Annotated in this window: 22 protein-coding genes and 1 pseudogene; 3 read left to right on the forward strand and 20 right to left on the reverse strand. The window is 58.7% G+C overall.

Features of this window, described 5'->3' with window-relative positions:
- Positions 1 to 7: 7 nt before the first annotated feature.
- A complete protein-coding gene (gene pheA, locus G7Y50_RS05115; protein WP_165055649.1) occupies positions 8 to 859 on the forward strand; it encodes a prephenate dehydratase in 852 nt (283 codons plus the stop codon).
- 292 nt (positions 860 to 1,151) lie between these two features.
- Here the strand turns inward: pheA and G7Y50_RS05120 are convergent, their stop codons facing one another.
- From G7Y50_RS05120 to G7Y50_RS05200, 18 genes are all read right to left on the reverse strand, one after another.
- Entirely contained in the window at positions 1,152 to 1,724 is a 573-nt protein-coding gene (locus G7Y50_RS05120) for a manganese efflux pump MntP family protein (RefSeq protein ID WP_165055652.1), read from the reverse strand.
- A gap of 21 nt (positions 1,725 to 1,745) precedes the next feature.
- Complete coding sequence (locus G7Y50_RS05125; protein ID WP_165055655.1) at positions 1,746 to 2,687, reverse strand: adenine glycosylase; 942 nt, start codon at positions 2,685 to 2,687, stop codon at positions 1,746 to 1,748.
- Entirely contained in the window at positions 2,680 to 3,204 is a 525-nt protein-coding gene (locus tag G7Y50_RS05130; RefSeq protein ID WP_165055657.1) for an Rrf2 family transcriptional regulator, read from the reverse strand. The genes G7Y50_RS05125 and G7Y50_RS05130 overlap by 8 nt, the downstream gene beginning before the upstream one ends.
- Positions 3,205 to 3,216: 12 nt before the next feature.
- Entirely contained in the window at positions 3,217 to 4,905 is a 1,689-nt protein-coding gene (locus tag G7Y50_RS05135) for a ribonucleotide reductase subunit alpha (RefSeq protein WP_165055659.1), read from the reverse strand.
- Positions 4,906 to 5,101: 196 nt separating this feature from the next.
- Complete coding sequence (locus G7Y50_RS05140; protein ID WP_165055661.1) at positions 5,102 to 6,142, reverse strand: type II TA system antitoxin MqsA family protein; 1,041 nt, start codon at positions 6,140 to 6,142, stop codon at positions 5,102 to 5,104.
- On the reverse strand, positions 6,120 to 6,518 hold the full coding sequence (locus tag G7Y50_RS05145) for a type II toxin-antitoxin system MqsR family toxin (RefSeq protein ID WP_165055663.1): 399 nt from the start codon (positions 6,516 to 6,518) through the stop codon (positions 6,120 to 6,122). The genes G7Y50_RS05140 and G7Y50_RS05145 overlap by 23 nt, the downstream gene beginning before the upstream one ends.
- A 162-nt stretch (positions 6,519 to 6,680) precedes the next feature.
- Entirely contained in the window at positions 6,681 to 7,364 is a 684-nt protein-coding gene (locus G7Y50_RS05150; RefSeq protein WP_165056956.1) for a hypothetical protein, read from the reverse strand.
- A gap of 95 nt (positions 7,365 to 7,459) precedes the next feature.
- Entirely contained in the window at positions 7,460 to 8,125 is a 666-nt protein-coding gene (locus tag G7Y50_RS05155) for a hypothetical protein (protein WP_165055667.1), read from the reverse strand.
- Positions 8,118 to 9,290, reverse strand: a complete 1,173-nt coding sequence (locus G7Y50_RS05160) for a restriction endonuclease subunit S (protein WP_241156528.1) — start codon at positions 9,288 to 9,290, stop codon at positions 8,118 to 8,120. The genes G7Y50_RS05155 and G7Y50_RS05160 overlap by 8 nt, the downstream gene beginning before the upstream one ends.
- A 1-nt stretch (position 9,291) precedes the next feature.
- Entirely contained in the window at positions 9,292 to 10,770 is a 1,479-nt protein-coding gene (locus G7Y50_RS05165; protein ID WP_206214772.1) for a class I SAM-dependent DNA methyltransferase, read from the reverse strand.
- Between the two features lie 165 nt (positions 10,771 to 10,935).
- Entirely contained in the window at positions 10,936 to 11,379 is a 444-nt protein-coding gene (locus tag G7Y50_RS11910; RefSeq protein ID WP_206214773.1) for a hypothetical protein, read from the reverse strand.
- 29 nt (positions 11,380 to 11,408) lie between these two features.
- Positions 11,409 to 13,964 (reverse strand): DEAD/DEAH box helicase family protein, encoded by a 2,556-nt coding sequence (locus G7Y50_RS05170; RefSeq protein ID WP_206214774.1) that lies wholly within the window; start codon positions 13,962 to 13,964, stop codon positions 11,409 to 11,411.
- A 439-nt stretch (positions 13,965 to 14,403) separates the two neighbouring features.
- A complete protein-coding gene (locus G7Y50_RS05175; protein WP_165055671.1) occupies positions 14,404 to 14,727 on the reverse strand; it encodes a hypothetical protein in 324 nt (107 codons plus the stop codon).
- Positions 14,728 to 15,202: 475 nt separating this feature from the next.
- Entirely contained in the window at positions 15,203 to 16,435 is a 1,233-nt protein-coding gene (locus G7Y50_RS05180) for an ATP-binding protein (RefSeq protein ID WP_165055673.1), read from the reverse strand.
- Between the two features lie 224 nt (positions 16,436 to 16,659).
- Positions 16,660 to 16,887, reverse strand: a complete 228-nt coding sequence (locus G7Y50_RS05185; protein ID WP_165055675.1) for a hypothetical protein — start codon at positions 16,885 to 16,887, stop codon at positions 16,660 to 16,662.
- Positions 16,884 to 17,366, reverse strand: coding sequence for a DUF3990 domain-containing protein (locus tag G7Y50_RS05190; RefSeq protein WP_165055677.1), 483 nt, complete (start codon positions 17,364 to 17,366; stop codon positions 16,884 to 16,886). Before G7Y50_RS05190 ends, G7Y50_RS05185 begins: the two co-directional genes overlap by 4 nt.
- Positions 17,363 to 17,587 (reverse strand): DUF3791 domain-containing protein, encoded by a 225-nt coding sequence (locus G7Y50_RS05195; protein ID WP_165055679.1) that lies wholly within the window; start codon positions 17,585 to 17,587, stop codon positions 17,363 to 17,365. The genes G7Y50_RS05190 and G7Y50_RS05195 overlap by 4 nt, the downstream gene beginning before the upstream one ends.
- A gap of 142 nt (positions 17,588 to 17,729) precedes the next feature.
- The gene (locus G7Y50_RS05200; RefSeq protein ID WP_165055681.1) at positions 17,730 to 18,311 is read right to left on the reverse strand and encodes a helix-turn-helix transcriptional regulator; all 582 of its coding nucleotides are present in this window, start codon (positions 18,309 to 18,311) and stop codon (positions 17,730 to 17,732) included.
- A 358-nt stretch (positions 18,312 to 18,669) separates the two neighbouring features.
- Here G7Y50_RS05200 and G7Y50_RS12030 point away from each other — a divergent pair.
- Both G7Y50_RS12030 and G7Y50_RS05215 read left to right on the forward strand, forming a co-directional pair.
- Positions 18,670 to 19,214 (forward strand): annotated as a pseudogene (locus G7Y50_RS12030) (DUF6036 family nucleotidyltransferase).
- On the forward strand, positions 19,202 to 19,780 hold the full coding sequence (locus G7Y50_RS05215; RefSeq protein ID WP_165055687.1) for a helix-turn-helix transcriptional regulator: 579 nt from the start codon (positions 19,202 to 19,204) through the stop codon (positions 19,778 to 19,780). Before G7Y50_RS12030 ends, G7Y50_RS05215 begins: the two are co-directional and overlap by 13 nt.
- Before the next feature lie 312 nt (positions 19,781 to 20,092).
- Here G7Y50_RS05215 and G7Y50_RS05220 read toward each other — a convergent pair whose 3' ends face one another.
- Positions 20,093 to 21,034 (reverse strand): HAD family phosphatase, encoded by a 942-nt coding sequence (locus tag G7Y50_RS05220; protein WP_165055689.1) that lies wholly within the window; start codon positions 21,032 to 21,034, stop codon positions 20,093 to 20,095.
- A gap of 122 nt (positions 21,035 to 21,156) precedes the next feature.
- On the reverse strand, positions 21,157 to 22,950 hold the full coding sequence (locus G7Y50_RS05225; protein ID WP_165055695.1) for an ABC transporter ATP-binding protein: 1,794 nt from the start codon (positions 22,948 to 22,950) through the stop codon (positions 21,157 to 21,159).
- Positions 22,951 to 22,975 lie beyond the last annotated feature (25 nt).

Raw genomic sequence — 22,975 nt, forward strand, 5'->3', positions numbered from 1 at the left:
ACCTGTCATGAGCAGCATCGACCGCACCATCGCATTCCTCGGCCCCGTCGGCACCTACACGCACGAGGCAGCCCGCTCGTTCGCCGAGCGCCTGGGCTTCGAAAGCCCCGACCTGCTGGAGTGCGCGTCGTTTGACGAGGTGTTCGACTGCGTCGACCGCGGGCGCGCCGCCTTCGGCGTGGTGGGCAAGGAGAACTCGCTCGAGGGATCCGTCACGGCCACGCTCGACAACTTCGCGTTCCGCAGCTCGGCGGTCATCCTCGCCGAGAAGGTGGTCGACATCCACCACTGCCTCGTGGTGCACCCCGACGCGAAGCTCGAGGACATCCGCACGGTGGCCTCGCACCCCCAGGGGCTCGCGCAGTGCCGCCGCTACCTCAACGAGAGGCTGCCCGGCCGCTCCACGCTCACCGTGTCCTCCACGGCCGAGAGCGCCCGCTTGGCCGCGAACGACGCGAGCATCGCCGGCATCGCCAACGAGCTCGCGGCCGAGCTGCACGGCGCGCGCGTGGCGAAGATGGGCATCGAGGACCACTTCGGCAACCAGACCTGCTTCGCGCTCATCGGGCGCCCTGGCAGCGCGCCGCAGCTTGTCGGCGAGCGCTACAAGACCACGCTCGCACTGTTTCTCCAAGCCGACAAGGCCGGCACGCTCAACATGATCCTGTCGGAGTTCGCCTACGCGAACATCAACCTGTCGATGATCCAGTCGCGCCCCACCAAGCAGCAGCTCGGCGACTACATGTTCTTCGTGGAGTTCGAGGGATCCGTGAACGACATCGCCGTGCAGACCGCCCTGAACTGCCTGCGCCTGAAGCTGCGCGAAGTGAAGGTGCTCGGAAGCTACCCGGTGGAGTAGATCGTCCGAGCGGCAGGCGCGGGCCCGGACGACGCACCATGCCGGCAGCTTGTCCGAGCGGGCGGAGGGGCAGAGCCTAGTCGCTCAAACAGTCCTCGCTTTATGGAACAGCCCGCTGGGCTGTTCCAGTCGCTGCGGAACTCGCTTGGTAGGCACCGCCCCTCCGCCCGCTCTGCCGTTTGCCACATGCGCGGCACAACACCCGCCCAGCCGCCATGGGAAATCTTTCTTGCTCCACCGGGTAGCTTCCTCGCTGAAGCCGAAATCGATCCCCCGGCCCCAACGGGCGGTGCTAGATGATCTCTAAGTGCTCGAGGAGGGTCTTGACGCCGATGAGGATGAGCACGACGCCGCCGGCGATGGCGGCGGGCTTCTCGAAGCGGCTGCCGAACTGGTTGCCGATAGCCACGCCCGCAAACGACAGCGCGAACGTGGTGACGCCGATGATCGCCGCCGCGGCGACGATGTTCACGCCGAGAAACGCGAACGTGATCCCCACCGCAAGCGCGTCGATACTCGTGGCGACGGCGAGCATGACAAGCTCGCGCAGGTCGAGCTTGGGCTCGGCGGGGCACTCCTGCGCCTCATCGTCCTCATGGAACGCGTCCCACAGCATCTTGCCGCCGATGAAGGCGAGCAGGGCGAAGGCGATCCAATGGTCCACCGGCGTGATGAGCGCGGCGAACTGCGTGCCCAAGGCCCAGCCGACAACCGGCATGAGTCCCTGGAAGCCCCCGAAGAACAGCGCAATCACGAACGCGTGCGCCCAGTTGACGCGCTTCATGCACAGGCCCTTGCAGACCGACACCGCGAACGCGTCCATCGACAGCCCCACGGCGATCATGAGAAGCTCGACGAAGCCCATCCTTCTTCCCTTCTGAAACCCTTACGGAACCAAAACGTCGCCGGCGCGCTTGAAGAAGCCCTCCGACAGAAGGTCGTCTATGATCGAGGCGAACGTCGCCTCGTCGACGCCGTCGCGCCCCGACGCGCGCTCCGCCGCGTCAAGCTCGGCGTGAACCTCATCGGCGCGCACGCCCTCGTCGGCGTCAGCCGCAAGCACGCGCCGCACGATCCAGGAGCGCTTCTGCCGCCGCGACCCCTCGAACGCCGACTGGCGCTTGTAGTGCGCGCTCTTGCGCGTGGGGTTCGCCCCCGTCGCCTTCAGGTGCGCGCCGTAGTCCAAAAGCGCATAGTACCAGCTGCGCGGGCTGGACAGGGCATCCGAGGGCGCGTCGTCGGGTAACGCGTCTGAGGACGCGCCACCGGGTAGCGCACCGCCGGGCGCGGGCGGGCACGTCGCCTCCACGAGCGGGATGAGCATGCGGTCGGGCACCTTCTCGTCATGCGGGAACAGGTCGTGCAGGAAGACCGCGCGCACGTTCGTCTCCAGGTACACGCCCGGCAGCTGCCAGGCGAACGCGCGCACGCCGGCCGCCGTGGCGGGGCCGATGCCCGGCAGCGCCACAAGCTCCTCGTACGCGCGCGGCAGGTGCCCGGCGTAGCGCGCCGCGCACACCTCGGCCGCCTTCTTCAACGCGAGCGCCCGGCGGTTGTAGCCGAGGCCCTGCCAGCGTTCGAGCACGTCAGAGGTGCTCGCCGCGGCCAGCGCGTCAATCGTGGGAAACGCGCCCAGGAAGCGGCACCAGAACTTCTCCACGCGCGTCACCTGCGTCTGCTGCAGCATCACCTCGGACACGAGCACCGCGTACGCGTCGTCGAGGTGCCGCCACGGCAGCGCGCGGTAGTGCGCGTCGCCCATCGCGCGCACGCGCTCCACGAACTCGGCGCGCGGCAGGCCGCCCTCAGGCCACGCGACCTCACGCATGCGCGGGCGCCTCCGCCGCCTCAGGCACGTCAGACGAGCGCGCGGCATTCGCCTTCGCCGCCTCTTCGCCCGCTTCGTCCGCCTCGGGCGCGTCCTCCCCTTCCGCAAGGCCCGCTGCCACGGCGTCGCCAAACAAATCTGCCAGCGTGATGCCGCTGAAGTAGCTCTCGAGCAGGCGGTCGGCGCCGCACCACACGCGGTGGTAGGCGCACGAGCTGCTGCGCGGACAGTACGCGGGGTCCTCCGAGCACGGTGAGATGGCCACCGTGCCCTCGACGGCCCGCAGCACGTCGAGCACCGTGACCTCCTCGAGCGGGCGCGCCATCGACACGCCGCCGCGCGCGCCGCGCACCGTGCGCAAAAAGCCCGCCTTCACCAGGTCATGCTGGATGCTGCGCGCGAACGCGTAGGGGATGTCCTCCGACTCGGCGATCTCGGCGACCGAGATGCGCCCCTGGCCCGTGCACACGGCCCGCAGCATGCGGCATGCGTAATCGCACCGACGCGTGATGTCCACCGCGCACCTCCCCTATTCGCCCCGAAGGAGGTCGTCGATGTGGGAGAGGTCGGCGCGGAAGTCGCGGATGACCGCCTCCTCGAGCTCGTGGTACTCGGTCGAGTCGAGCGGCTGGTAGGCCGCCAGCTTGTCGAAGAGGTTGTCGCGCGTGACCGGCTGGTAGCGGCGCATCATGAGCCCCGTCTTGTAGGCGTCCTCGAGCGCCTCGCGCGCGGCCATGTACATGTCGAAGCGCGGCATGTTGGCCGACAGGCGCACGAGGTCGGCGCGGTTGACGCCGCGCATGGACGGGTGCTCGCGCGCGATGTCCATCCAGATGTCGATGCGCTCCTCGGGCGTGGGGAAGTCGATGTCCACGAGCGTCAGCGGCTCAAGCAGATCGAGGAAGAAGCTGTCGATCTCGGAGTTCGTCGCCGACGTGACCAGCACGTACACGTCCGGGTTGTCAACCGCCCAGCTGATGAGGCTCACGGCCTCGCGCGCGCCGCGCGTGAGCTGCGCCATGAGGAAGTTGTTCGACTCCTCGTTCATCTCGGCGATGGGCGAGCTCCACAGGTCGAGGTCCTCGAGCAGGAGGACGCCGCCGGACGCGAACGCGTCGCGCAGCGTGCTGATCTTCACCGCCTTGCTGGCCTGCACCGTCACGCACAGAACCGGCATGCCCTGCAGGCTCTCCTCCATGTGCATGCGCAGCGTGGGCAGCTCGAGCTCGCCGAGCGTGGCCTCCGCGAAGCGGTTGGCGTCCTCGCGCGCCGGGGAGCGGAACAGCAGGGTGTCGAGCGCCGGCATGCGGTCGAGGCCGTGGCGCGCGTTCATGAGCCCCACGAACTTCTGGAACTCCGCGTCGTCCTGCAGGCCGATGCCGAAGTCGCGCATGACCTGGATGGTCGAGTCGTAGCCGGCGAGGTTGTCGTAGGTGAGCACGCGCTCCTCCAAGCCGAGCTTGGCGCTGAGCTCCTCGGCCGCCTTGGCCAAGAACTCGGCGGGCGATTCGGAAGGCTCAGAGGGCTCAGAAGGCTCGGGTGCCTCGGAGGCAGGAACGGGCGCGGAGGCAGAGGCCTCGGACGCCGCGAGCGCGTGGCTGGGTTCGGAGCCGACCGCAGCCGCGGACGCGGAGGCGCCAGCCGCCGGGGCCCCAGAAGCCGCAAGCTCCGCAGGCGCGCCAAGGGCGGCCTGCCCGCTTGACGCGTCAGGCTCCTCGACGGCCGCCTGCTCGCCCGGCACGTCGAGCATGAGCCCAGCCGCGGGGATCTTGTGACTCAGGATGTGGTCGATCTTCACCACGTGCGCGTCGAGGCCCAGGAAGTCCTCGGTTATCATCTGCGCCATGTCCTCGAGCTCGGTGCGCGAGAGCCCGTACTCCTCGAGCTTGTCGAGCGCGAGGTTCTGCAGCTCGCTTGAGCACACGGCCACCTCGTCAGGCGTGAGGTAGGGCTCCATGCGCTCGAAGATGTACTCGGCGAGCGAGCGCTCCTTGTGCGAGCAGGCCAGCGCCCACGCCTTCTTCAGCCCGAACACCGCGTCCTCCGAGGGCGCGTCGCTTTCGTGCGCCGCCTCCTCGAACGCCGCCATGTACAGGTGCATGCCCAAAACCGCGTCCCCGTCGGAGACCGCCGTCATGGCGCGCTTGAGGTACTCGGCGGCTTGCCCGCGCGAGCCGTCGTCGCAACTTGAGGTGTTGGCTTCGAAGTTCTCCAACACGATCCCACCTTCCTTGCCTTATGCGAGCGCCCAGAGCATGCGCCCGCGTCATGTGTCATTGCGCATTTTAGCCGACAACAAGCGGCCAATCAGCCCAAACATCCCGACCTGCGCCCAAGCGCGACGGAAACATCATATTTTGCAACCAAAAAGATAGCATTTGAGGAAGGGGAATTACGACGGCCGCGCGCTAAGCTCAGACGAATTGCTCGAGGCTGTTGAGCTCATATGCATCGAGGTAGGAAAGCAGCATGCCGTCACCGCTTTCCGCCCAAAGCTTCTCCTGGTGGCTGTACTCGCTGAGCTCTTTCGCCGTGCCGAAGCCATTCACAAACTCAGCGACCCTCTCAAGGATGCGAAGCTCCTGGTTCGTGAACAGGCCGGGATCGAACTCCTCCCCCGTCTTGAACACTGTCGCTTCATACGGACCGCACGAAGCCGACCCTTCGAGAAGATGCCCTTGCCTGACCAGCTGCCCGAAAACCACGTCATACTGATCCACGATTGGCCCATGCGTGGCATGCGCGTATACGAGCCCCGACATAGAGCAGGCCGTATCCGCGAAGCACGAGAAATCCGCATAGAACAGAGCTTTGTTCAGCTTCGTGCGACCGAGGTTTGCGCAATGCTGCGCCATGTAGACAGCTATCTGAACGACACGGCCCCAGTCAAGCTTCCTGAACCCGTTGCGTTCGGAAGGAGGTTCTTCCGACAGCAGCAGGCGGAAGTTGCCAACCGAGCTTCCCGCAAAGACATGATCGTCAGCCTCGTCCGCCAAGAGGGCGAGGGCCTTTTTGCGAGCGGATTCGACTTGGCTCGCCGGGATCTTGCCGTCGTGCTCATTGAGCAATGCAAGCATGTTCTCGGGCTGGCTCGCCTGCCTTATCGCCATGTCAATCTGCTTCGTCTGCAACGCGCCATGCTCGTACCGGCTCAAGGTCGCGCCGCCAAGGTTCAAGAGCGCGGCGAACGACTTCTGAGTCAAGCCGTATTTCGCGTATGACTCCCCTATCTCACGAGGAGACAGCAGCTTTTCCTCTGCGCGGTAGGCGGCAAAAGCAGACTCCAGATTCGAACGGGAAATCTCCTCGTCAGCGATTGCCTCACCGCAATGCGGACAGACCGCCCGAAGCTGGCGAGCGCGCACGTCGACTTTTCTCACGGCAAGGGGAACCACCGCTTCGGTCACCTCAGCATCAACCCTGCTGTCGCACCTAGGGCAGTAGATAGACCTCACGTTGCTCACCTCCAAATACATAAACCAACGGTCGCTCGCTTTCATGGAATGAAATGCACAGGCATCCGAGTCCGCCTGCAGTTTTCAAATGAGTGACCTTGATGTAGGTTTCGACGTCCTGACCATCGCATCGAAGCGTCTTCCCGAATACCCACACGTCATTTCTGCCGGGCAGGTGCTTGTCATCGACGCAAGGCCCGTCTACGTAATCGCAAGTCTTCAACCCCAGCACAATGTCCTTAGCAGTCTCGAAGCCGATGCCCCAGTCAAGCATAAACTGCATGTTCTTGCTACGTGGCGCAATGACGAACTCGTTCTGCGCGAAGGACTTGGCAAGCGCCAAATACTGGCTGGCCTTTTTCCTGTCCGTCGCCATGGCTTCCTTCCGTTTTTATCAAATGATAAAACCTAGTCGCAAGAAGCGCAAGGGGAATTTTGAGCGTCCGGCATCCAGCAGTACGTCATGCGAAACACAATAAAACAGGAGGGGCAGCAAAGCACTGCTGTCCCGCAGCACAGTGCTTTTCATTTTTTCGAATCAGGTTTCCATAGAAAACTCTTTCTCAAAATCCCATGCTTCAAACACAGATATATAGCTTGAATGAATCTGCTTCCGTTGCTCTCTCCAGTCATATCGCTGGTTGCAGTATTCATCAATACCCTCTAGATATTCATCCACTTTCCCTAAGGCATTTGAAGCTCTATCAAACTGGATAGACAATACTGTTCGAAGAGGCTCATCTGCAGAAGTAACCGCTCTGCCTGAAAGCCCTTGTTGCAAAAAGCTGATTTTTGCTTTGTTAATCGCAATCTTGAATGCAGCGTCGCTCGACAGAACTGACTGAAAATTCTCTGTAATCTTCCCGCAAAAGTCCTGATGTTTCTCCAACAACGAATTTCTTCGCTTTAACGGCGCATAATCAGTACTACGCAGTGCAGCAAGTTCGCTTTGGACCATTCTTGTTGTTTCTTCCAGAAGATTTTCTGGAACACAAGCTTCTGGCCTTCCTTGATAGTCGCAAATATTTTGCTGCATTAAAAATAGAGCGTGATATAGGTAAAGTGCCTGATAGAATATATATTCCTCGGTAGATGTTTTTGCATTAATATACTTCTGCATTTCACAAACCAAAACAACGAGCATGCTTGCAAGCGCTCCTCCAAACACCGTAAGAACAAAGTTGTTTGAAATCCATACCGTATTGAGCTCAAGCAGATGCATTTCGATATTCACCGAAATGAAATAGGTCAATAGAAGGAATAAGACTGACATAAATGCAGTGAATTTTATTATCTTGGCGCTTCCTCGCATACAAATCACCTGTTAGTATCTATCCATCCTTCATTCACGGTATTTACCATTTCACCCAAACTATCTTGCTGATACCAACCAAGTTGAGAGCCGAGTTTCGCAACATCCAAAATACTGATTCCCGCATTCTCAAACGCCTTGTCATCCGTGCAATCCAAATAACTCTGCGCCTCGTCACACATCACTTTACACAGAGTTGCCACATCTATACACACATGAATACACTTATGTAGTTTTCCTTCTGGTTGAGGCGTATGCCATATTGCTCCGTAGCTGTCGCAAGCATTGACCCTCAGTTCGAACCCATAGCTATACGACACACCATTTTCGTCTTCGAACCTATATTCATGTTCAATATCATCGCTGCCTTGATGGAGTATTGCGTTTCTCAGGCTCCAACACATCTCGGCACTAAAATACGGGTTCTTAGCATGCCATTCCTCGTCGAATCCCGACGCATCAACATACCTATGCTCAACATGCTCATGAAACCATGCCTTGTATTGTTCCCCAACTTTTCGTTTCCCGGTCTTGAATGCCAATTCGGGAAACTCAATTTGCCCTAGAACATCGGGGATAGTCATGGCTGTCACAAGTGCTGGAATCCAACACTCCTTTTCAACAGCATCCCGCACAGAATCAATGATTTGTTGGACGCCTTTCTTACTCATCAACGACCGCCTGACCGTTCATGAGCATTGGCAATAGCCAATCACGTAGCGAAGAGAGTTCCCAGTTCTTACGCTCTGTGCACACTATCTGCTGAAAAACATTATCGATTACTTCATTGAACTGGTCTATGACGCGCTGCGCAGGACGAACAGTTAATACACTCTTCAACGTGTCTTGGTTAACGTTCTTCAAGATGGACCCTCCGGTAATCGTTGCGGAGGTCCCCTCAAGTCGTTTCAACACCATTGTCAAGTAGTTGCGATAATCCGATTGCTGAGGCGTACAGCAAATAATAAAACCACAGAAAATGATATCTGTCGGTTTATCAATTAATCGTACCGCACCAGGCGTCCCGCTTCGAGCGATAAGAATGTCTTCGTCGCACAGCAAATACCGACTTATGAGTTCTGCAGGTAACTCAATTGTATCGAGACTTTTGGGATTGATATATAGGGATGAGGCTGTTATATCGCGGACATTGACAATCCTACACTGATTGCCAGCCATTTGCTTTCTGTCATAATTGACACCGTTCTTGAAACCACACATCTCAGCCATTGATACCACAATCCGGTCATCTGGGATCTCACGCTTTAGCTCTTCGTTCCAGACCATCTTGCCGCCGCTTGAACGGTAGGGTTTTCCGTTCTCGTCGGGAAAGTCGAACTGCGTGAACCAATAGTCGTAGATCAGTCGCGCGGTTTCTTCTAGCTCCTTGATGAGCTTCTTATTATTGGCAATCTTGTCGTCAATCACAGTCAGCACATGGGCAACTGTTTTCTGGTACTTCAAATCATTAGCATAGGGTACGGCAAGATCATGCAATGCATTTCTATCTATACCAGGAACTGTGCTCTTATCCGTTCCGTCTATGCACATGGCATCAAGCATAGCCTCGAGCAGGTAAGCAACATACTTGGGATCATTGCCGTGAAAGTCCTCTACAAAAAGGGTCGTGTTTAGTGGCCAGCACGGACCGCAATGATAGAACACCTCACCAATAGTTCCATATCGACCTGTTATGACGCTTTCACCATCAAGCTTTGCAACTGAATGGGTCCCGGAAACCCCGGACGAGCTGATGACGGGCACACTACCAGATCTACGCTGCGTACACGGCAAATCATAACCCCTATGAAGGGTCATAACGGCACCTAGCTTCACCTTATCCAAGGTGCACCTTCTTCAGTTGCGCTTCGATCTCGGCTTGGAGACGATTCCCCTCAGCAAAAAGCTCTGCCAGGTTATTCATGCGCCTTGCGAGCTCAGCATCGAACTCCTCAGGGGTGATGTCCACATAGTCGATCTTCACTTCAAAGTACTGTCCCGCGCTGAACGAATAGCCCTTCGCTGCTATGTCCTCATAGCTGGCGATGACGCTGAAATCCTCCTGCTCTTCGCCAGCGTTGAAGGCACCGACTACGCGGTCGATCTCCGCATCCGACAAGAACGTGCGCTGGTTCTTGTTGTCGAGCTTCTTCTTCGTCCCCAGCTTCGAGGCGTCCATCAGAATCGCACGGTCACGCTCAGCCGATCCATCCAAGAAGACGATGCTCACATTGGTGCCTGTGTTGGCAAAGATATTCGACGGCATGCTCACCACGCCGCGCAACAGCCCGTCTTCCACCATGCGCTTGCGAATCCCGAGCGGAATCTTTCCCTTAGCAGTCAAAAAACCCGTTGGCACAACCACGGCAGCATGCCCGCCTTGCTTCATGGAGGCCACGATGTGCTGCAGAAACATCAGGTAGATTTCCATCTTCTCGGGCTTGCTCGTTATGTTGGGCACGCCTGCCCAAAACCGCTTGCAGTATGCTTCGCCCGCCAGCTTGTCACGCGTGTCGGAGAAGTCTGCCTTGAAGGGCGGATTGCTCACGATGTAGTCGAACTTCTTGATTGCCTTGCCGCCCCTCTCCAAATGACGAGGGTTCTCAAGCGTGTCGTCATGGATCACGTTCGGCAGCGAATGGGTCAAGTTGTTCAGGATCAGGTTCAGCCGCATGAACTCGTTTGCTTTTTGGCTCCTGTCCTGAGCGTAGATGGTGCAGTTGTCTTCCCCGATTCTGTGAGCTGCCGCAAGCACCAGCGTGCCCGTTCCAGCGGCGGGGTCATATACCGTCACATCACGTGCCCCCTCGGGAACAAGGATGCGCGCGATGATCGTCGCGATGGAATGCGGCGTGAAGTACTCGCCGTAAGTACCGGAATCCTTGTTGTAGTCGCTTATCAGGTACTCGAAAACAGCGGCAAAGAAGTCGTACTTCTCGTCGAACGCCCGCTCGAACGAGAACGCAGCAAGCTTGTTTATCAGCTGCTTGGCGAAGCTGTCGCGCTTGCCTTCTTCGACGATGAAGCGCGTCACACCGCTGAACAGGTTAATTGCCTGCCCCTGACCCGTGCGCACTGAGAATATGTCCACGTTGTCGGCGGCGATGCCCACGAGCGCGTCGTCGAGCTCTTTGGCGAAGCCAGACGCGTCCTGTTTGTTGAACAGGGAGGGAATGAGGTACTCGGGGCGTATGTATGCCGTATCAGCGTCGAGCTCGATCTTGAGCATCTCGCGCTCGCCATCGCCCATTGCCGCGAACCTTGCCTCGACGTCGCCTGCGCCCCTGAACTCGTCAAGCTTCTTCAGCTCGCACAAGAACTTGTCGTTCAGGTACTTGTACAGGAACACCTCGGTGATGATCTTGTACTCGGAGCTGTCGTTGGCAAGGCCTGCGCTCGCGCAGACTGACTTCAGCCCGTCTATCATCGCCTTGGTATCAGCCAGCACTGCCGTGCCAGGCAAGTTGGTAACGTTGTCCATTTACGCTGCCTTGCCCCTCTCGTCAACATACTCGCTCGCAATATAGCTTGCCAGCCCCGTGATCTGGGCTGCATCGCACTTCACAGAGCCCGCCTTGCAGCTCTCCGCCAGAATCCGGCTTATGCCTCTTTGGAAGTAGGATTTGTTGCCTATGATTCCGCTGTTCGAGAGCACCATCCCGTCAACCTTGCCTTTCACACGTTTCAGGATGGCAGACATCTTGCTCGGACTCGTCGTCAAGGGCGGCGGCGTCCTCATGGCCCGCTTGTGAGCGCGCGCATACTTCTCGTCGCCGTCGTACTTCTTCACAAGAGCCGCGTTCTCGCGGTTAAGCTCGTCTACACGTGCCCGCATACAGTCAAGCTCTTCTATGCTCTTCGCGATGTCCGCGCTGCCCATCTCTTCGATGTTAAGCTTTTTGAACCTGCTTCTCAGCTCCTCCAACAGGTTCACATACTCGGGATCGCTCGGGTCTATGTTGTTCGCGAAAGCCCCGTAGGTGCATCTTGGAACTCATCGCCTATATGCAGCTCTTCCCTGCCAAGCTTTCGGAAGTTGAACTCCACCTGACTGAGCAGCAGATTCATCGCGCCCGTGGACATATCGCTCAACGCAAGCGCCTCTTTGTTGTTGATAGTCTGTATGCGCAGTTCCACTTCACGCAGAAGCTCCTGTGCCTTGTCTACGTCGAAATGCTCGTACAGCTCTTCATAGCCATGCATGTTGGCAACGTTGCGCAAGTCCTTGTAACGCAAAAGCGCGGCTCTCAGCTCATACAACGCCGCCTTGTCATCAATGGCGCTGATTTCACGTTGGAACTCCACTACGTTGTCTGTCGTGTAGCTGAACAGGACGTCCCTGATTCGCGCAAGGTCTGCCTCTATCGCTTTCGGGTCTTCGAACAGGCTCGAGTACTCCTGCGCGGCATCGCCCAGCTCTTCGTTCAACTCGCGCAAGTAAGCGCGGTTCGTCTTGTCGTATTCCTCGGTGATGTCGGCGAAGTCCACGACGAAGCCATTCGCCATGTCCTTGTAAGGTCTGTTCACGCGAGTCAGCGCCTGGAGCAGGTTATGAGCCTTAATGGGGCGGCACAGGTAGAGCTTCTTCAGCCTGTGGGCGTCGAACCCCGTGAGCAGCATGTTGAACACGACCAGAATGTCTATGTTGCTGTCGTCTTTGCGGAAGTTGTCGGTGATGGCCTTGCGGCTCTCCTTCGTGCCCTCGTCGTGAAGGATAAGCTCTGCGGAAACATCCTGGTCCATTTCGCTTATGCGCCGGTAGATCTTTCTCGCCTGTTCAGAAGACTGGGCGACTATCATGGAGCCAATTGAGCTGTCTCCCAGCTCTATCTGGCTTCGCATGTAGTCTTCCACAATGTAGTCGACAAGCGGGTTCACGTAGCTGTCGTGCTTGAAAACGTCATCGAGCTTCACCAGCTTGTCTATCTCTTGCAGATCGCGCACCACTTCCCGCATCTTCAGCCTGAACTCGGTCTGCACCTCTTCGCGCAGAAGCTTCAAGGTGTAGCCGTCCGCAATGGACTGATTGTAGAAGTACTTGTGAATGTAATTGCCGAACACCTGCTTGGTGGCGTTCCCCTTGCGCCCGTCCACAAGCGGCGTGCCCGTAAGCGCGATCTTCACGGCATCACGATCAGAGGATATGAGGTTCGACAGGAACGCGCCGTTCTGCTTGTAGTCCCTGTGCGCCTCGTCAATGAAGTAGACGCGCTGCACTTCAAGGCTGTAGTCAAACTTCGCGGCCGACGAGTCGTTCCCAAACTTCTGGATGTTGACCACCGTGATCGCCGGCGGCGCGCCTTCGTCCACGCCACCCGACCCGATAGAGGGATCAGTTAAGGCTCTCTTGAAGTCCTCTCGACCGCTCACCATGTTCACGTATGCGCCGCGGCTCTCGAACTCGTTCTTGGCCTGCTCCGCCAAATCAAGCCGATCGACGATGAAGAAGAACCTTGCCACTTGGCCTCTGGCCTGGTACCAGTCGCGAAGATAGCGCGACAGGAAGAACGAGAGCGCGGTTTTGCCGCTGCCTTGCGTATGCCAGATGACGCCTTTCTTCCTGCCCTCGGATAGCGCCCCGTCAACCGCTTGAGTAGCGAACAGCTGCGGATAGCGCATGACGTGCTTTTGAACGTGCTTCACTCCCCCTTCATCGGCCCTCTCCACATAGCAGATGCCGTACCGCAGAAGAAACAGCGCGCGCTCGGGGCTGAAGAGCGAGGTGATGATGCGGTTCGCGGGAGTAGTGGGCTCGATGGACAGCTCGTATTCGGGCGTTCCATAATAGCTGGCAAGGTTGTTGTCCTCGACGATGAACTTCTCGGTGGCCTCGTCACGGTCCCGCACCAGCGCGAGCATGCCCGCCTCGTCCTCTTCGCGGAAATGGTTGAACATCAGCCTTCCGTAGGCGCTGCTCGCATAGTACGAGCCCTGAACAGGCTGCCTGTCGTTGTCGTCGTATTCCTGGTTGTTTGAAAACGCCATCACCTGCGTGATGTTCACGAAGCGCCTGTAGGCTTCGTTCTCGAAGCGCTTGTGCATGCGCTCGCGCTCGGCGATGATGCCGTCCTTGTTGTTCTGCCGCTTCGCCTCCATGAAGAAGAGGGGCATGCCGTTCACGAGAAACGTAATGTCTGGCCTGAACTCATCCTCCCCGTTTGCATAGGTAAGCTCGGTAACCACTTCGAAGACATTGCGTTCTGCGCTATCAAAGTCTACGAGCCTGTATCCGTCTATGCCGACCTGAAGTTTGTTGAAGAAGTCACGCCCCAGGTCGCTTGCGCTCAAGCTCAGCCGCAATTGCCGCACAAGCTCCTTGGCTTCGACCTCACTCACAGGTTTGCCGTTGACCTTCTGCAGCCCCTTGCGAAACGCCGCGAAGAAGATGTTCGTATCCGGGTCATAGTCAATCTGCTCTCGAGTCCCATGAATGGATTTGTAGGTGTAGCCAATCCTTGTCGCATGAATAAGGGCAGGGATCTTCACATATTTGTCTTCCGGCCTTCCCATCAAGCGTCCTTCTTCAATTCGTCTATCAGGCTCGTTCGCGTATATGCGTTGCGCTGCCGCCCTCCTTGTGGATAGCGACAGCGCAACGCACCCGCAAACATTATACTATGTCGAATTACTGCATCATTAGCCGTCAGCTTGCGAAAAGGCCCTGCCTGCTTCGCTCGATGCGGGCGCAAGTGCCTAAAGCTCGCATGTTATCGATGCCGGCATTGGCCGCAACTTCGCCTCACAGGGTCCCAGAGAGTATTGCAGCACCTTGCTCTGCGCAGGCTTCACGCACTTCCTTGGCCTTTGCCCCTCTGCAGACAATAAAGTGATGCATGCTTCTCAGCATCGGGTTTCATCAGCACCCCTCTCGAAGGAACTGAAACATTAGTTCAACGATGCGCTGTTTGCACGTTTAGTTTTGAGCATCGACAAAGCAGTTCCAAGAGCATCAGAGCGCAGTAGGATGAATCAATGAGAACCATTCATCAACGAACCGTTTTGCAAGGGCTGCAACGAGTTCATTTTGAACCCGTTCACGATCAGATCGAGCCGTCTCGTTATTCATGTCCCTCAAAACATCAGCCAATGCTTTGAAAGCCTCTTTGGATGGCTCTTCATATTGCTTGTTACTCAGAAGGTGCTCAGCAGCAAAAAGAACTGTTTTCGCCCTTGTATACCTTCTATCCACGGAACTCTGTCGGAGAATATAACTTAGAATATAGTGAATCACATCCAACATTATCTTCACCGTTATGGGTTCACCGTTTTCCATAAAGAACAGTATCGTTTGAAGCGTAAACCTCTTACCCTGAGAAGTCTCCCATCTTTTCGCGCTCAATCGCACGCCCTTTCTGCGCTATATCCTTACAATGTCAGGCTTGTCCGCCTGAGATTCAATCAATTGGATCATGCCGACTTGACGATAAAGGAAAGCCGCGACGAGTTCAAATCAAGGCCCCCTAACAAGATTCGAATTGATCTTCATTAGGAGAGACATCACAGACTATTGCAAACTGCGAAAGCGATGGACACGACAACTTCTTGCCCGCTAAGGGGAACCTAGGCGCTTGCCGAAAGGAAGAAGTTCGGCAAGCCGTTCACGAGAGCAAGGTTGGCTTCACGTTGCTTTTCAATGCAGTCGAGGATTCTCCCCTCGGCTCCTCACGAGGAATCGTCAGTTCTTACCGTACGCTTTCCGCATTCAGCACAAAACGAGAGCTATCACCTGCTGGGATATGGCATAGTTGCTAGAACATCTTCCTTCCAGCCATGAATTCCGGGATGTTCTCATGGATAATCCCATCCCTGCGCTGGATGGGATCGCTGCGGGTCAGCAGGTACTTGGGGTAGTTATCCTTTATCTGCTCGAAGGGACGGTACTCGCGATCCTCGGTAGCCCGATCTGCCATTATGGTCATGGCGACTTGGACATAGGCGTAATTCAAGTCGCTTCCCCTGAGGATGAAATCGCATTCAAACTTGCCGACTCGCCCCACACTGACTTTGTATCCGAGAGCCCTCGCGTACCGATAGACGATGTTCTCCAGAACAGGACCGTAGCTGATGCGGTTGTCGGTATTGAGAGCGAAGTAAAACCCCAGGTCTGCCAAGTAGTATTTCTGCTCACCCTGTAGCGACTTGCGGGACTTCAAATCGAAGCGAGCGCATTTGCTGATGACCTTGGCATCCTCCAGGACCTGGAGATAGCGGTTGAGCGTCTCGAGCTTTATCTTGATCCCCTGCTTTCTTTCCAGGTCTTCCTGGATGTTCGCAAGCGACACCGTTGCGCCGAAGTTGTTGATAATGTAGTCGCGCACCAGGTTGAACGCGGACACGTTCCTTATCCTCGCTCGTCCGCGGATGTCCTTCTCGAAGATTTCCCCGATAACGGCGGCAGCATAGGCGCGCTTGTCCGCAAGGTCAGGGTAGTCGAGGGCCTTCGGAAATCCGCCCTCCAGAATGTACGAGTCGAGCTCTGCGGCGAGATTGGGGCTCACCTGCTGCCCAAGAAAGCGCTTCATCTCACAATACTCTCCGAAGTCGAGCGTCTGCATCTCAAGCTCGACATAGCGTCCAGTGAGCTTAGTGGCCAGCTCGCCTGAGAGCAGATAGGAGTTCGAGCCTGTGATGAAAATGGAGAAACCACCTTCGCTGCGAAACTCGTTTATTACCTCTTCGAAGCCTTTAACGTTTTGGATCTCGTCTATGAAGAGGTACTTCGTTCCTTCAACATCGAGCATGGGTTCGATGAGGGCTTCAAGCTGATCAGGAGTTCGCACCGAACGGTATCCATAGCGATCAAGGTCTAGGAAGAGAATGCGTTCATCACTCACCCCTTGCCCCTCAAGCTCCCGGACAATGCTGCGCATTAGGCAGGACTTGCCGCAGCGGCGCACGCCAGTGATAACCTTTATCATTCCGTCGTCATGGTAGAAGCCGCGGATCTTCTTGAGATAGTTCTCTCGGGGAAACAAACGCATGATGACTCCCTTCGCTATGTGAAGTCATCGTATCAAATTTCGCAGTTATCGGTGGAGATTCTGGGGTTCCGCTAAAATATACCCCCTTAACTGGCGAATTTGCTCTTCCTGTTTAAGGGTCTCGCAGCCTCGCCCTAGGGCGGTCATTCTGAAGGAGAGATCGAGGGCACGGCGTAGCCACCTTTCCCTCCCCCTCCGCGCACGCTCTCACTCTGATCCTGACGCTAAAGGCGCGCCTTGAGAACCTCGTCGGCGAGATAGGAGGCATCCAAATACTGCATGCCTAACTCGCCTTCTTCAATCTTCTGAGCAAGGGGGCTGCTGTAGTACATATCCAGTGCCTGGCTGGGTGACAGATGAAGCTTTGCAGCGACAATCGAAACGATGTCAGCTTCAAGCTGCTCCTTGAGCAGAGAGCCCAGGTTCGCGATAGTTTCCTCAGTAACCTTCATCGCGTCACCTCAAGAGAGTCGAGAAAAGCAAGCTTATCGTCAATTGCCGCTTGCGTCACGAAGCAGTACTGATCGTTCTTGTCGTAGAAGCGAAGCGCCTTGAGGGTGGTGTCCATATCCCAAAGCCCCCTGAAGTACATATTCACGGCTTCGTATACCTTATCATCTGCAACACCTCCGATGATAAGATCATAGTCAGCGAAGGAGCTGCCCCCGCGTCGACATTGGCAGACGAAGTCAACCCAGCGAGCATCGTTCTCGAGAAACTCAAGAACGCTGAGATCCGAGAGATCGTCGTCGAGCTCGTAGATGTTGAGGATGGGCCGCACGTGCTCAAATTGCCCTTTGCGGAGAGCCCAGCGTTCGGCTTGCTCTTTGAACGAAGTGAGATAGAAGCCTCGGCCAAAGTCAAGATTGCTGCGAGACCGAGTAACATCAGGATGATGTACGATGCAGGTTGAGCCGTGGTAGAGCCTCAAAGTACCACCCCGCGATTTCGCGCATAGGCGGCCACGTCTTCCACAAGGTACTCCTCGCCGAGGGTGTGGAGAACGTCGTAGTAGGGGATAACGTACTCCTCGAACACTTTTGTCGGTTCGAGCTCACGATACAAATGGACAGCAGGCCGCTGAAAGCGGTCGGACAGGCGGTGGAGAAGAAAGACGCTGAAGTCGATCTTTCTCCGCTCGATTTCGCTCATAGCGACCTCCTTTCCCGGCGCTGCCATTATACCCGAGACGAAGCCAGTCCGCTAAGCCGCCTCTGGGCATCTGAAATCCCCGAAGCAAAATACTGTTCGCGACGCCTGCCGTCCTCCCGCATCCTCACGCGCGCACCATGCGTCAGAGCAGGCGCACGATCCCTGCCGTCACGAGCCCGACGGCTGCGCCGGCGCATCCTCCGACCAGAACCTTCCTCATGACGCTCGCGCACAAACGCTCGGGGGCGCGCCGCGCCTTGATCTCGTCGAGGGAGGCCCCGCCGCAGAACGCCCTGATCTCACGGTAGGTTTGAACCTCGTACTTCCTCTTGCCGCGCTCCACGAGGAACGCGAAGTACAGCGACAGCGCGTACACGAGCGCGCCCGTCGCGAGGGCGAGCCAGTTGTCCTGCGCGAACGCCACGACCATCACGACGAGGGACACCGCGAGGAGCACCCCGTACAGCGCCGCGTTCCGCTTGAGCTCCCTCACGTCTTCCTCTGCGATCCTTGCGTCAATCATGGGCAGGTCTCCTTTCGCGAGCGCGTCGATGGAGGTCCCGAAGAGCCCGGCGATGAGGCCCAGGCTCTGCACGTCCGGGTAGGACTTGTCGTTCTCCCAGTTCGAGATCGTCTGGCGGCTCACGAACGCCTTCCCGGCGAGCTCCTCCTGCGACATCCCCGCCTCCGCGCGCAGATCCCTGATCGTCTTGCCGACTTCCATGCGGCCCTCCTTCCAATGCTTGCGAATCCCACCCTACAGGGTTCTTCCGCCATTGTCCGCCAAATGGGCTTGCACGGGGCCGGAAGCGCTGTCAAAACCCTTTTACATCGTCTTTCAGCTGGAGTTTTGGAAGCCTGCAAGCAGGTATGTGACGTAGCCGCATGCCATTGCTGCTGACAACGAAGGAGACAATGCACTGAAACCATGACACGCTCGTAAAAAATCTTGATTAAACCGTGCTGCGCATAAACTTCCCCTATCTCGCAAGGAGACAGCAGCTATCCATTTTTCACAATTAACTCTTCCTGTCGTTCCCTCTATAGTATTATTATTAGCAAATAATACTATAGAGGGAACGATGGACAAGGCTGAGCTTATCTCCAAACTGAAGCGCATCGATGAGGACATCTTCTTTTCCGGGGTTCTTCAGGAGGGGCAACGCGTCGGCATCATCATAGTGGGAGCAGGCGCATTGCTGCTGAGCAACCTTTCGTCAAAAGGAGCGACGAAAGACGTCGATGTCCTTCGAGCCGAGGATTCCGTGAAGCCCTTCCTTCTTCACGATGCCGACTTCAACAGCCAGTGCGCAGCTTACGAAGCATGCCTCCCCTACAACTTCGAGGACCGTATTAAGCGCATTGATCTGAACACCTATGCACTCGACATTTACGTCCGTCGCTTGAAGACGTGGCAGTGATGAAGCTGTATCGATGGGCGGCTCCCGACATAGCCGATCTTACTGCACCCGAGTTTCTGGAAAAGCTGGACTGGGCGGCTCTCGACCACCTCGTGCATTCCCCCGAAGAGGCGGCGGCAAGCCGTTGCGCTTTGCCTGAGCAAGATCGAGAGCTGAAGAATCTGCTTCACAACTATCACGCATACGAGGAAGGATGGCGACGATAATGCTCACGTTTCGCGGATTCCTTCTGAAATACTGCCAAGAGCTCGCAGGCGCGCAAACGTCAAGCCTGAAGAAGCTGTTCGCCATCGCAAAGCAGGGACGGCCGCGCGTTTTCGAGCCGCTTCTTCTTTTGGCGCTCTGCGACCACAGGGAGGGCTATCTGATGAAGCAGGCGGTCGGCTCAAGCGTGTTCGAGACGTATCGGAGCATGACGGCCAGCTTTCATCAGTCGGGCCTTGCGTTGGAGCGCTTCCTCGACACGCTGCCCGAACGAAGCAGATACAAGCGCCCCCTTATCGCGTGGCGCGCCGAAAACGCTCGGAAGCAAACCAATCGACAGACGCTGCAGAGGGTTGCGGACTCCCTTGCCATGCTGCTCGAGCAGAAGGGCATAAGCCGCGCCGAGGCATGCAGGATCACGGGGCTGAACAAGGGGAACTTCTACGCGTTCCTGAAAGGGGACGCATCGAAGCTCAGCCGAAGCACTGCGATGAGGGCGTACGGAACGCTGCGTTCCCTCCCCTCTTCTCCGCCCTCTCAACAGGTGGATAGGGCAGCAACTTCGTAAGCCATTGTAATCTTCGGGATCACGTAAGTCAGCGTCGGCCATTCTGCTATAACCGCCCGCAGCCAGCCTGCCGCCACTTCCAGCCGCATCGTCGTCAAAACGCAATCTCGAATGTCTTGGGTTATTGGACTCTACACGCTCGGCGGTTTTGCAGCGTCCGACAAGCGCATTGGCAGTCCGGCTGTTGGCGGCCTTTGTTGGCGGCCTTCTTCATTCGTATTCTGTCTATGATTCTGGGGGATAAAACCCAAAAGCCATTACAACGGCCGGTTGGCGCGACCACCGCACCATAGCTGGCTGCTTTCCGAAAGCCTACTCCCAGTCGAGGATCTCGTAGCCTCGCTCTTGGGCGGTCCGCTTGAGGGGGCGATCGGGGGTCACAGCGTGGCCCTCCCGGGCCGAGGCGAGCAGCGCGCGGTCGGAGTGGTGGTCCCCGTAGGCCCAGCCGACCTCCCACTTCCCCGCGCCGAAGCGCTCGTCGGCGAACCGCGCGAGCGCGGCCACCTTCTCCTCCCCCTCCACGGGCAGCCCCTCCACCTGCGTGGTGTAGCAGCCGTACGCGTCGACCTTCATGCGCGTGGCGATCGCGTACTGGATGGGGTGCTCGAGCATGGCCGCCGCGACGATGGGCTCGAACGTCGCCGAGACGCACACCACCACGTGGCCCGCGTCGAGATGCGCCTGCATGGCGCGCGTCGCCTCCGCGCGCACGCGCGGCGCCACCGCGCGACGGTAGAACGCGCGCAGATACTCGTTCACCTGCGCCACGGGCTTGCCGTGAAACGCCGAGAACACCAGCCCACGCACCCAGCTCTCGTTCTGGGGCAGGCGCGCCTTGTACGCGCCGCCCCACACGATGATGCGCGCGATCACCGTCGGAGCGAGCTTGCCCTCGCGCGCCAGATGGCGCACGAGCAAAACCGGCGAGTTGCCCGTGAGGGTTGTCCCGTCGAAGTCGAACACCGCGATGCGCACCTTGCCGTCCGCGCCCGCGGTGCCGGGGGCGCCAGCGGTGCCTTCGCTTCCTGCTCCTGCGCCAGCGCTCGCAGCGCCAGCCACGTCTTCGTCCGCGCCAGCCGCGCCCTCACCCGCAGCCGCCCCAGTGCCCGCGGCCCCTTCGGCACGCGCGCCACCAGCGCCCGGCAACAGCCGCGCGGCGGCGAGCGCTCCCGGGGTCACGCGCACCACGCCCTCGGGGAGCTCCTTGGGGTCCGAGGCGCCCTCGCAGGGAACCAACACATAGTCGTCTTCCATATGCGGCATGATCACGGTTGCGTCTCTCTATGGCTCAGGGTCAACCGGCGGCTCCTCGCGCAGCGTGGCACGCGCCCCGCGCATGCCACGCCCAGCGGCGCAGCGGATGACGCGCCGCGCCGTCAGTCAACCTCGTCGATGCAGTCTACGAACTGTGAATTATACAGCTCGGCATAGAAACCTCCAAGGGCCAAAAGCTCGGCGTGCGTGCCCTGCTCGACAATGTCTCCATGATCCATCACCAGGATGAGGTCGGCGCTTTTGATGGTGGAGAGCCGATGCGCGATCACGAACGACGTGCGCCCCGCCATGAGGTTGTCCATCGCCTGCTGGATGCGCTCCTCGGTGCGCGTGTCAACCGAGCTGGTGGCCTCGTCGAGGATCAGCATGCGCCGGTTCGCCAGAAGGGCGCGCGCGATGGTGAGCAGCTGCCGCTGGCCCTGGCTGACGTTGGAGGCGTCCTCGTTGATCACGAAGTCGTAGCCGCCCGGCAGCGTGGTGATGAAGTGGTGCGCGCACGCCCCGCGCGCCGCCGCCTCGATCTCCTCGCGCGTGGCGTCGAGCTTGCCGTAGGCGATGTTCTCGGCGATCGTGCCGCTGAACAGCCAGGTGTCCTGCAGCACCATGGCGAACATCCCGCGCACGTCAGCCCGCGCGAAGTCGCGCACGTCCACGCCGCCGATGCGGATGGCGCCGCCGTTAACCTCGTAGAAGCGCATGAGCAGCTTCACCATGGTGGTCTTGCCCGCGCCCGTCGGCCCCACGATGGCCACCGTCTGGCCCTCCTCCACGCGCGCGGAGAAGTCGTTGATGACCGGCTCGCCGGCGCGGTAGCCGAAGCTCACGTGGTCGAACTCCACGTCGCACGTCACGCTGTCGGTGCGCGCCCGCGCGTGCTCGGCGTCCTGCTCGGGCTCGTCGAGGAACTGGAAGATGCGCTCGGCGGCCGCAGCCATCTGCTGGAGGACGTTGGACACCTGCGCGAGCTGCGTGATGGGCTGCGTGAAGTTCTTCACGTACTGGATGAACGCCTGGATGTCGCCGACGGTGATGGTGCCGCGCGCCGCCAGCAGGGCGCCGAAGATGGCCACGGCCACGTACCCCAGGTTGCCCACGAAGTTCATCACGGGCTGCATGAGGCCGGAGAGGAACTGCGACTTCCAGCCCGCCTCGTAGAGCCGCTCGTTGGTGGCGCGGTAGGCGCGCACGGCCTCGTCCTCGCGGCGGAACGCCTTCACCACGGCATGCCCCGAAAAGGTCTCCTCCACCTGGCCGTTGATCTGGCCGAGCAGCGCCTGCTGCGCGAAGAAGTGCCTCTGCGAGCGCTTCACCACCACCATGACCAGCACGATGGACACCGGCACGACGAGCAGCGCCACGAGCGTCATGGCCCCGTTGATCGACAGCATCATCACGAGCACGCCCACGATGGTGGTGACCGACGTGATGAGCTGGGTGACGCCCTGGTTCAGGCTCTGCCCGAGCGTGTCCACGTCGTTGGTGACGCGCGAGAGCACGTCGCCCGTCGAGTTCTTGTCGAAGTAGCTGAAGGGCATCTGGTCGATCTTGCGCGCGATGGCGCCGCGCAGGCGGTAGCACGTCTGCTGGGAAACGTACGCCATGACCCAGCCCTGCACCCACGAGCACGCCGCCGACAGCGCGTAGAGCCCCAGCGTGCTGAGCAGGATGCGCGCGACGAGGTCGTAGTCGATGCCGCCCGTGCCCGACACCTTCGCCACCAGGCCCTCGAAGAGCACGGTGGTGGCTTCGGAGAGCACCTTGGGCCCCACGATGTTGAAGATGGTCGAGCCGACGGCGAACGCGAAGATCACCACGAGGTGCACCTTGAACTGCCCCATGAAGGCGAGCATCTTGCGCATGGTGCCCTTGAAGTCGCGGGGCTTCTCGCCGGGCATGCGCGCGGCGTGGCCGTGCGGACGG

Source organism: Adlercreutzia sp. ZJ176 (genome assembly GCF_011038975.1).
GTDB lineage: Bacteria > Actinomycetota > Coriobacteriia > Coriobacteriales > Eggerthellaceae > CAAEEV01.

Bases quoted from the DNA above. Each gene is read 5' to 3' on its own strand.
- pheA (WP_165055649.1), top strand. From the start codon at position 8: ATGAGCAGCATCGACCGCACCATCGCATTCCTCGGCCCCGTCGGCACC.
- G7Y50_RS05120 (WP_165055652.1), bottom strand. From the start codon at position 1,724: ATGGGCTTCGTCGAGCTTCTCATGATCGCCGTGGGGCTGTCGATGGAC.
- G7Y50_RS05125 (WP_165055655.1), bottom strand. From the start codon at position 2,687: ATGCGTGAGGTCGCGTGGCCTGAGGGCGGCCTGCCGCGCGCCGAGTTC.
- G7Y50_RS05145 (WP_165055663.1), bottom strand. From the start codon at position 6,518: ATGGCGACGGACAGGAAAAAGGCCAGCCAGTATTTGGCGCTTGCCAAG.
- G7Y50_RS05150 (WP_165056956.1), bottom strand. From the start codon at position 7,364: ATGCATCTGCTTGAGCTCAATACGGTATGGATTTCAAACAACTTTGTT.
- G7Y50_RS05155 (WP_165055667.1), bottom strand. From the start codon at position 8,125: ATGAGTAAGAAAGGCGTCCAACAAATCATTGATTCTGTGCGGGATGCT.
- G7Y50_RS05170 (WP_206214774.1), bottom strand. From the start codon at position 13,964: ATGGGAAGGCCGGAAGACAAATATGTGAAGATCCCTGCCCTTATTCAT.
- G7Y50_RS05175 (WP_165055671.1), bottom strand. From the start codon at position 14,727: ATGGAAAACGGTGAACCCATAACGGTGAAGATAATGTTGGATGTGATT.
- G7Y50_RS05180 (WP_165055673.1), bottom strand. From the start codon at position 16,435: ATGCGTTTGTTTCCCCGAGAGAACTATCTCAAGAAGATCCGCGGCTTC.
- G7Y50_RS05185 (WP_165055675.1), bottom strand. From the start codon at position 16,887: ATGAAGGTTACTGAGGAAACTATCGCGAACCTGGGCTCTCTGCTCAAG.
- G7Y50_RS05195 (WP_165055679.1), bottom strand. From the start codon at position 17,587: ATGAGCGAAATCGAGCGGAGAAAGATCGACTTCAGCGTCTTTCTTCTC.
- G7Y50_RS05200 (WP_165055681.1), bottom strand. From the start codon at position 18,311: ATGGAAGTCGGCAAGACGATCAGGGATCTGCGCGCGGAGGCGGGGATG.
- G7Y50_RS05215 (WP_165055687.1), top strand. From the start codon at position 19,202: ATGGCGACGATAATGCTCACGTTTCGCGGATTCCTTCTGAAATACTGC.
- G7Y50_RS05220 (WP_165055689.1), bottom strand. From the start codon at position 21,034: ATGGAAGACGACTATGTGTTGGTTCCCTGCGAGGGCGCCTCGGACCCC.
- G7Y50_RS05225 (WP_165055695.1), bottom strand. From the start codon at position 22,950: ATGCCCGGCGAGAAGCCCCGCGACTTCAAGGGCACCATGCGCAAGATG.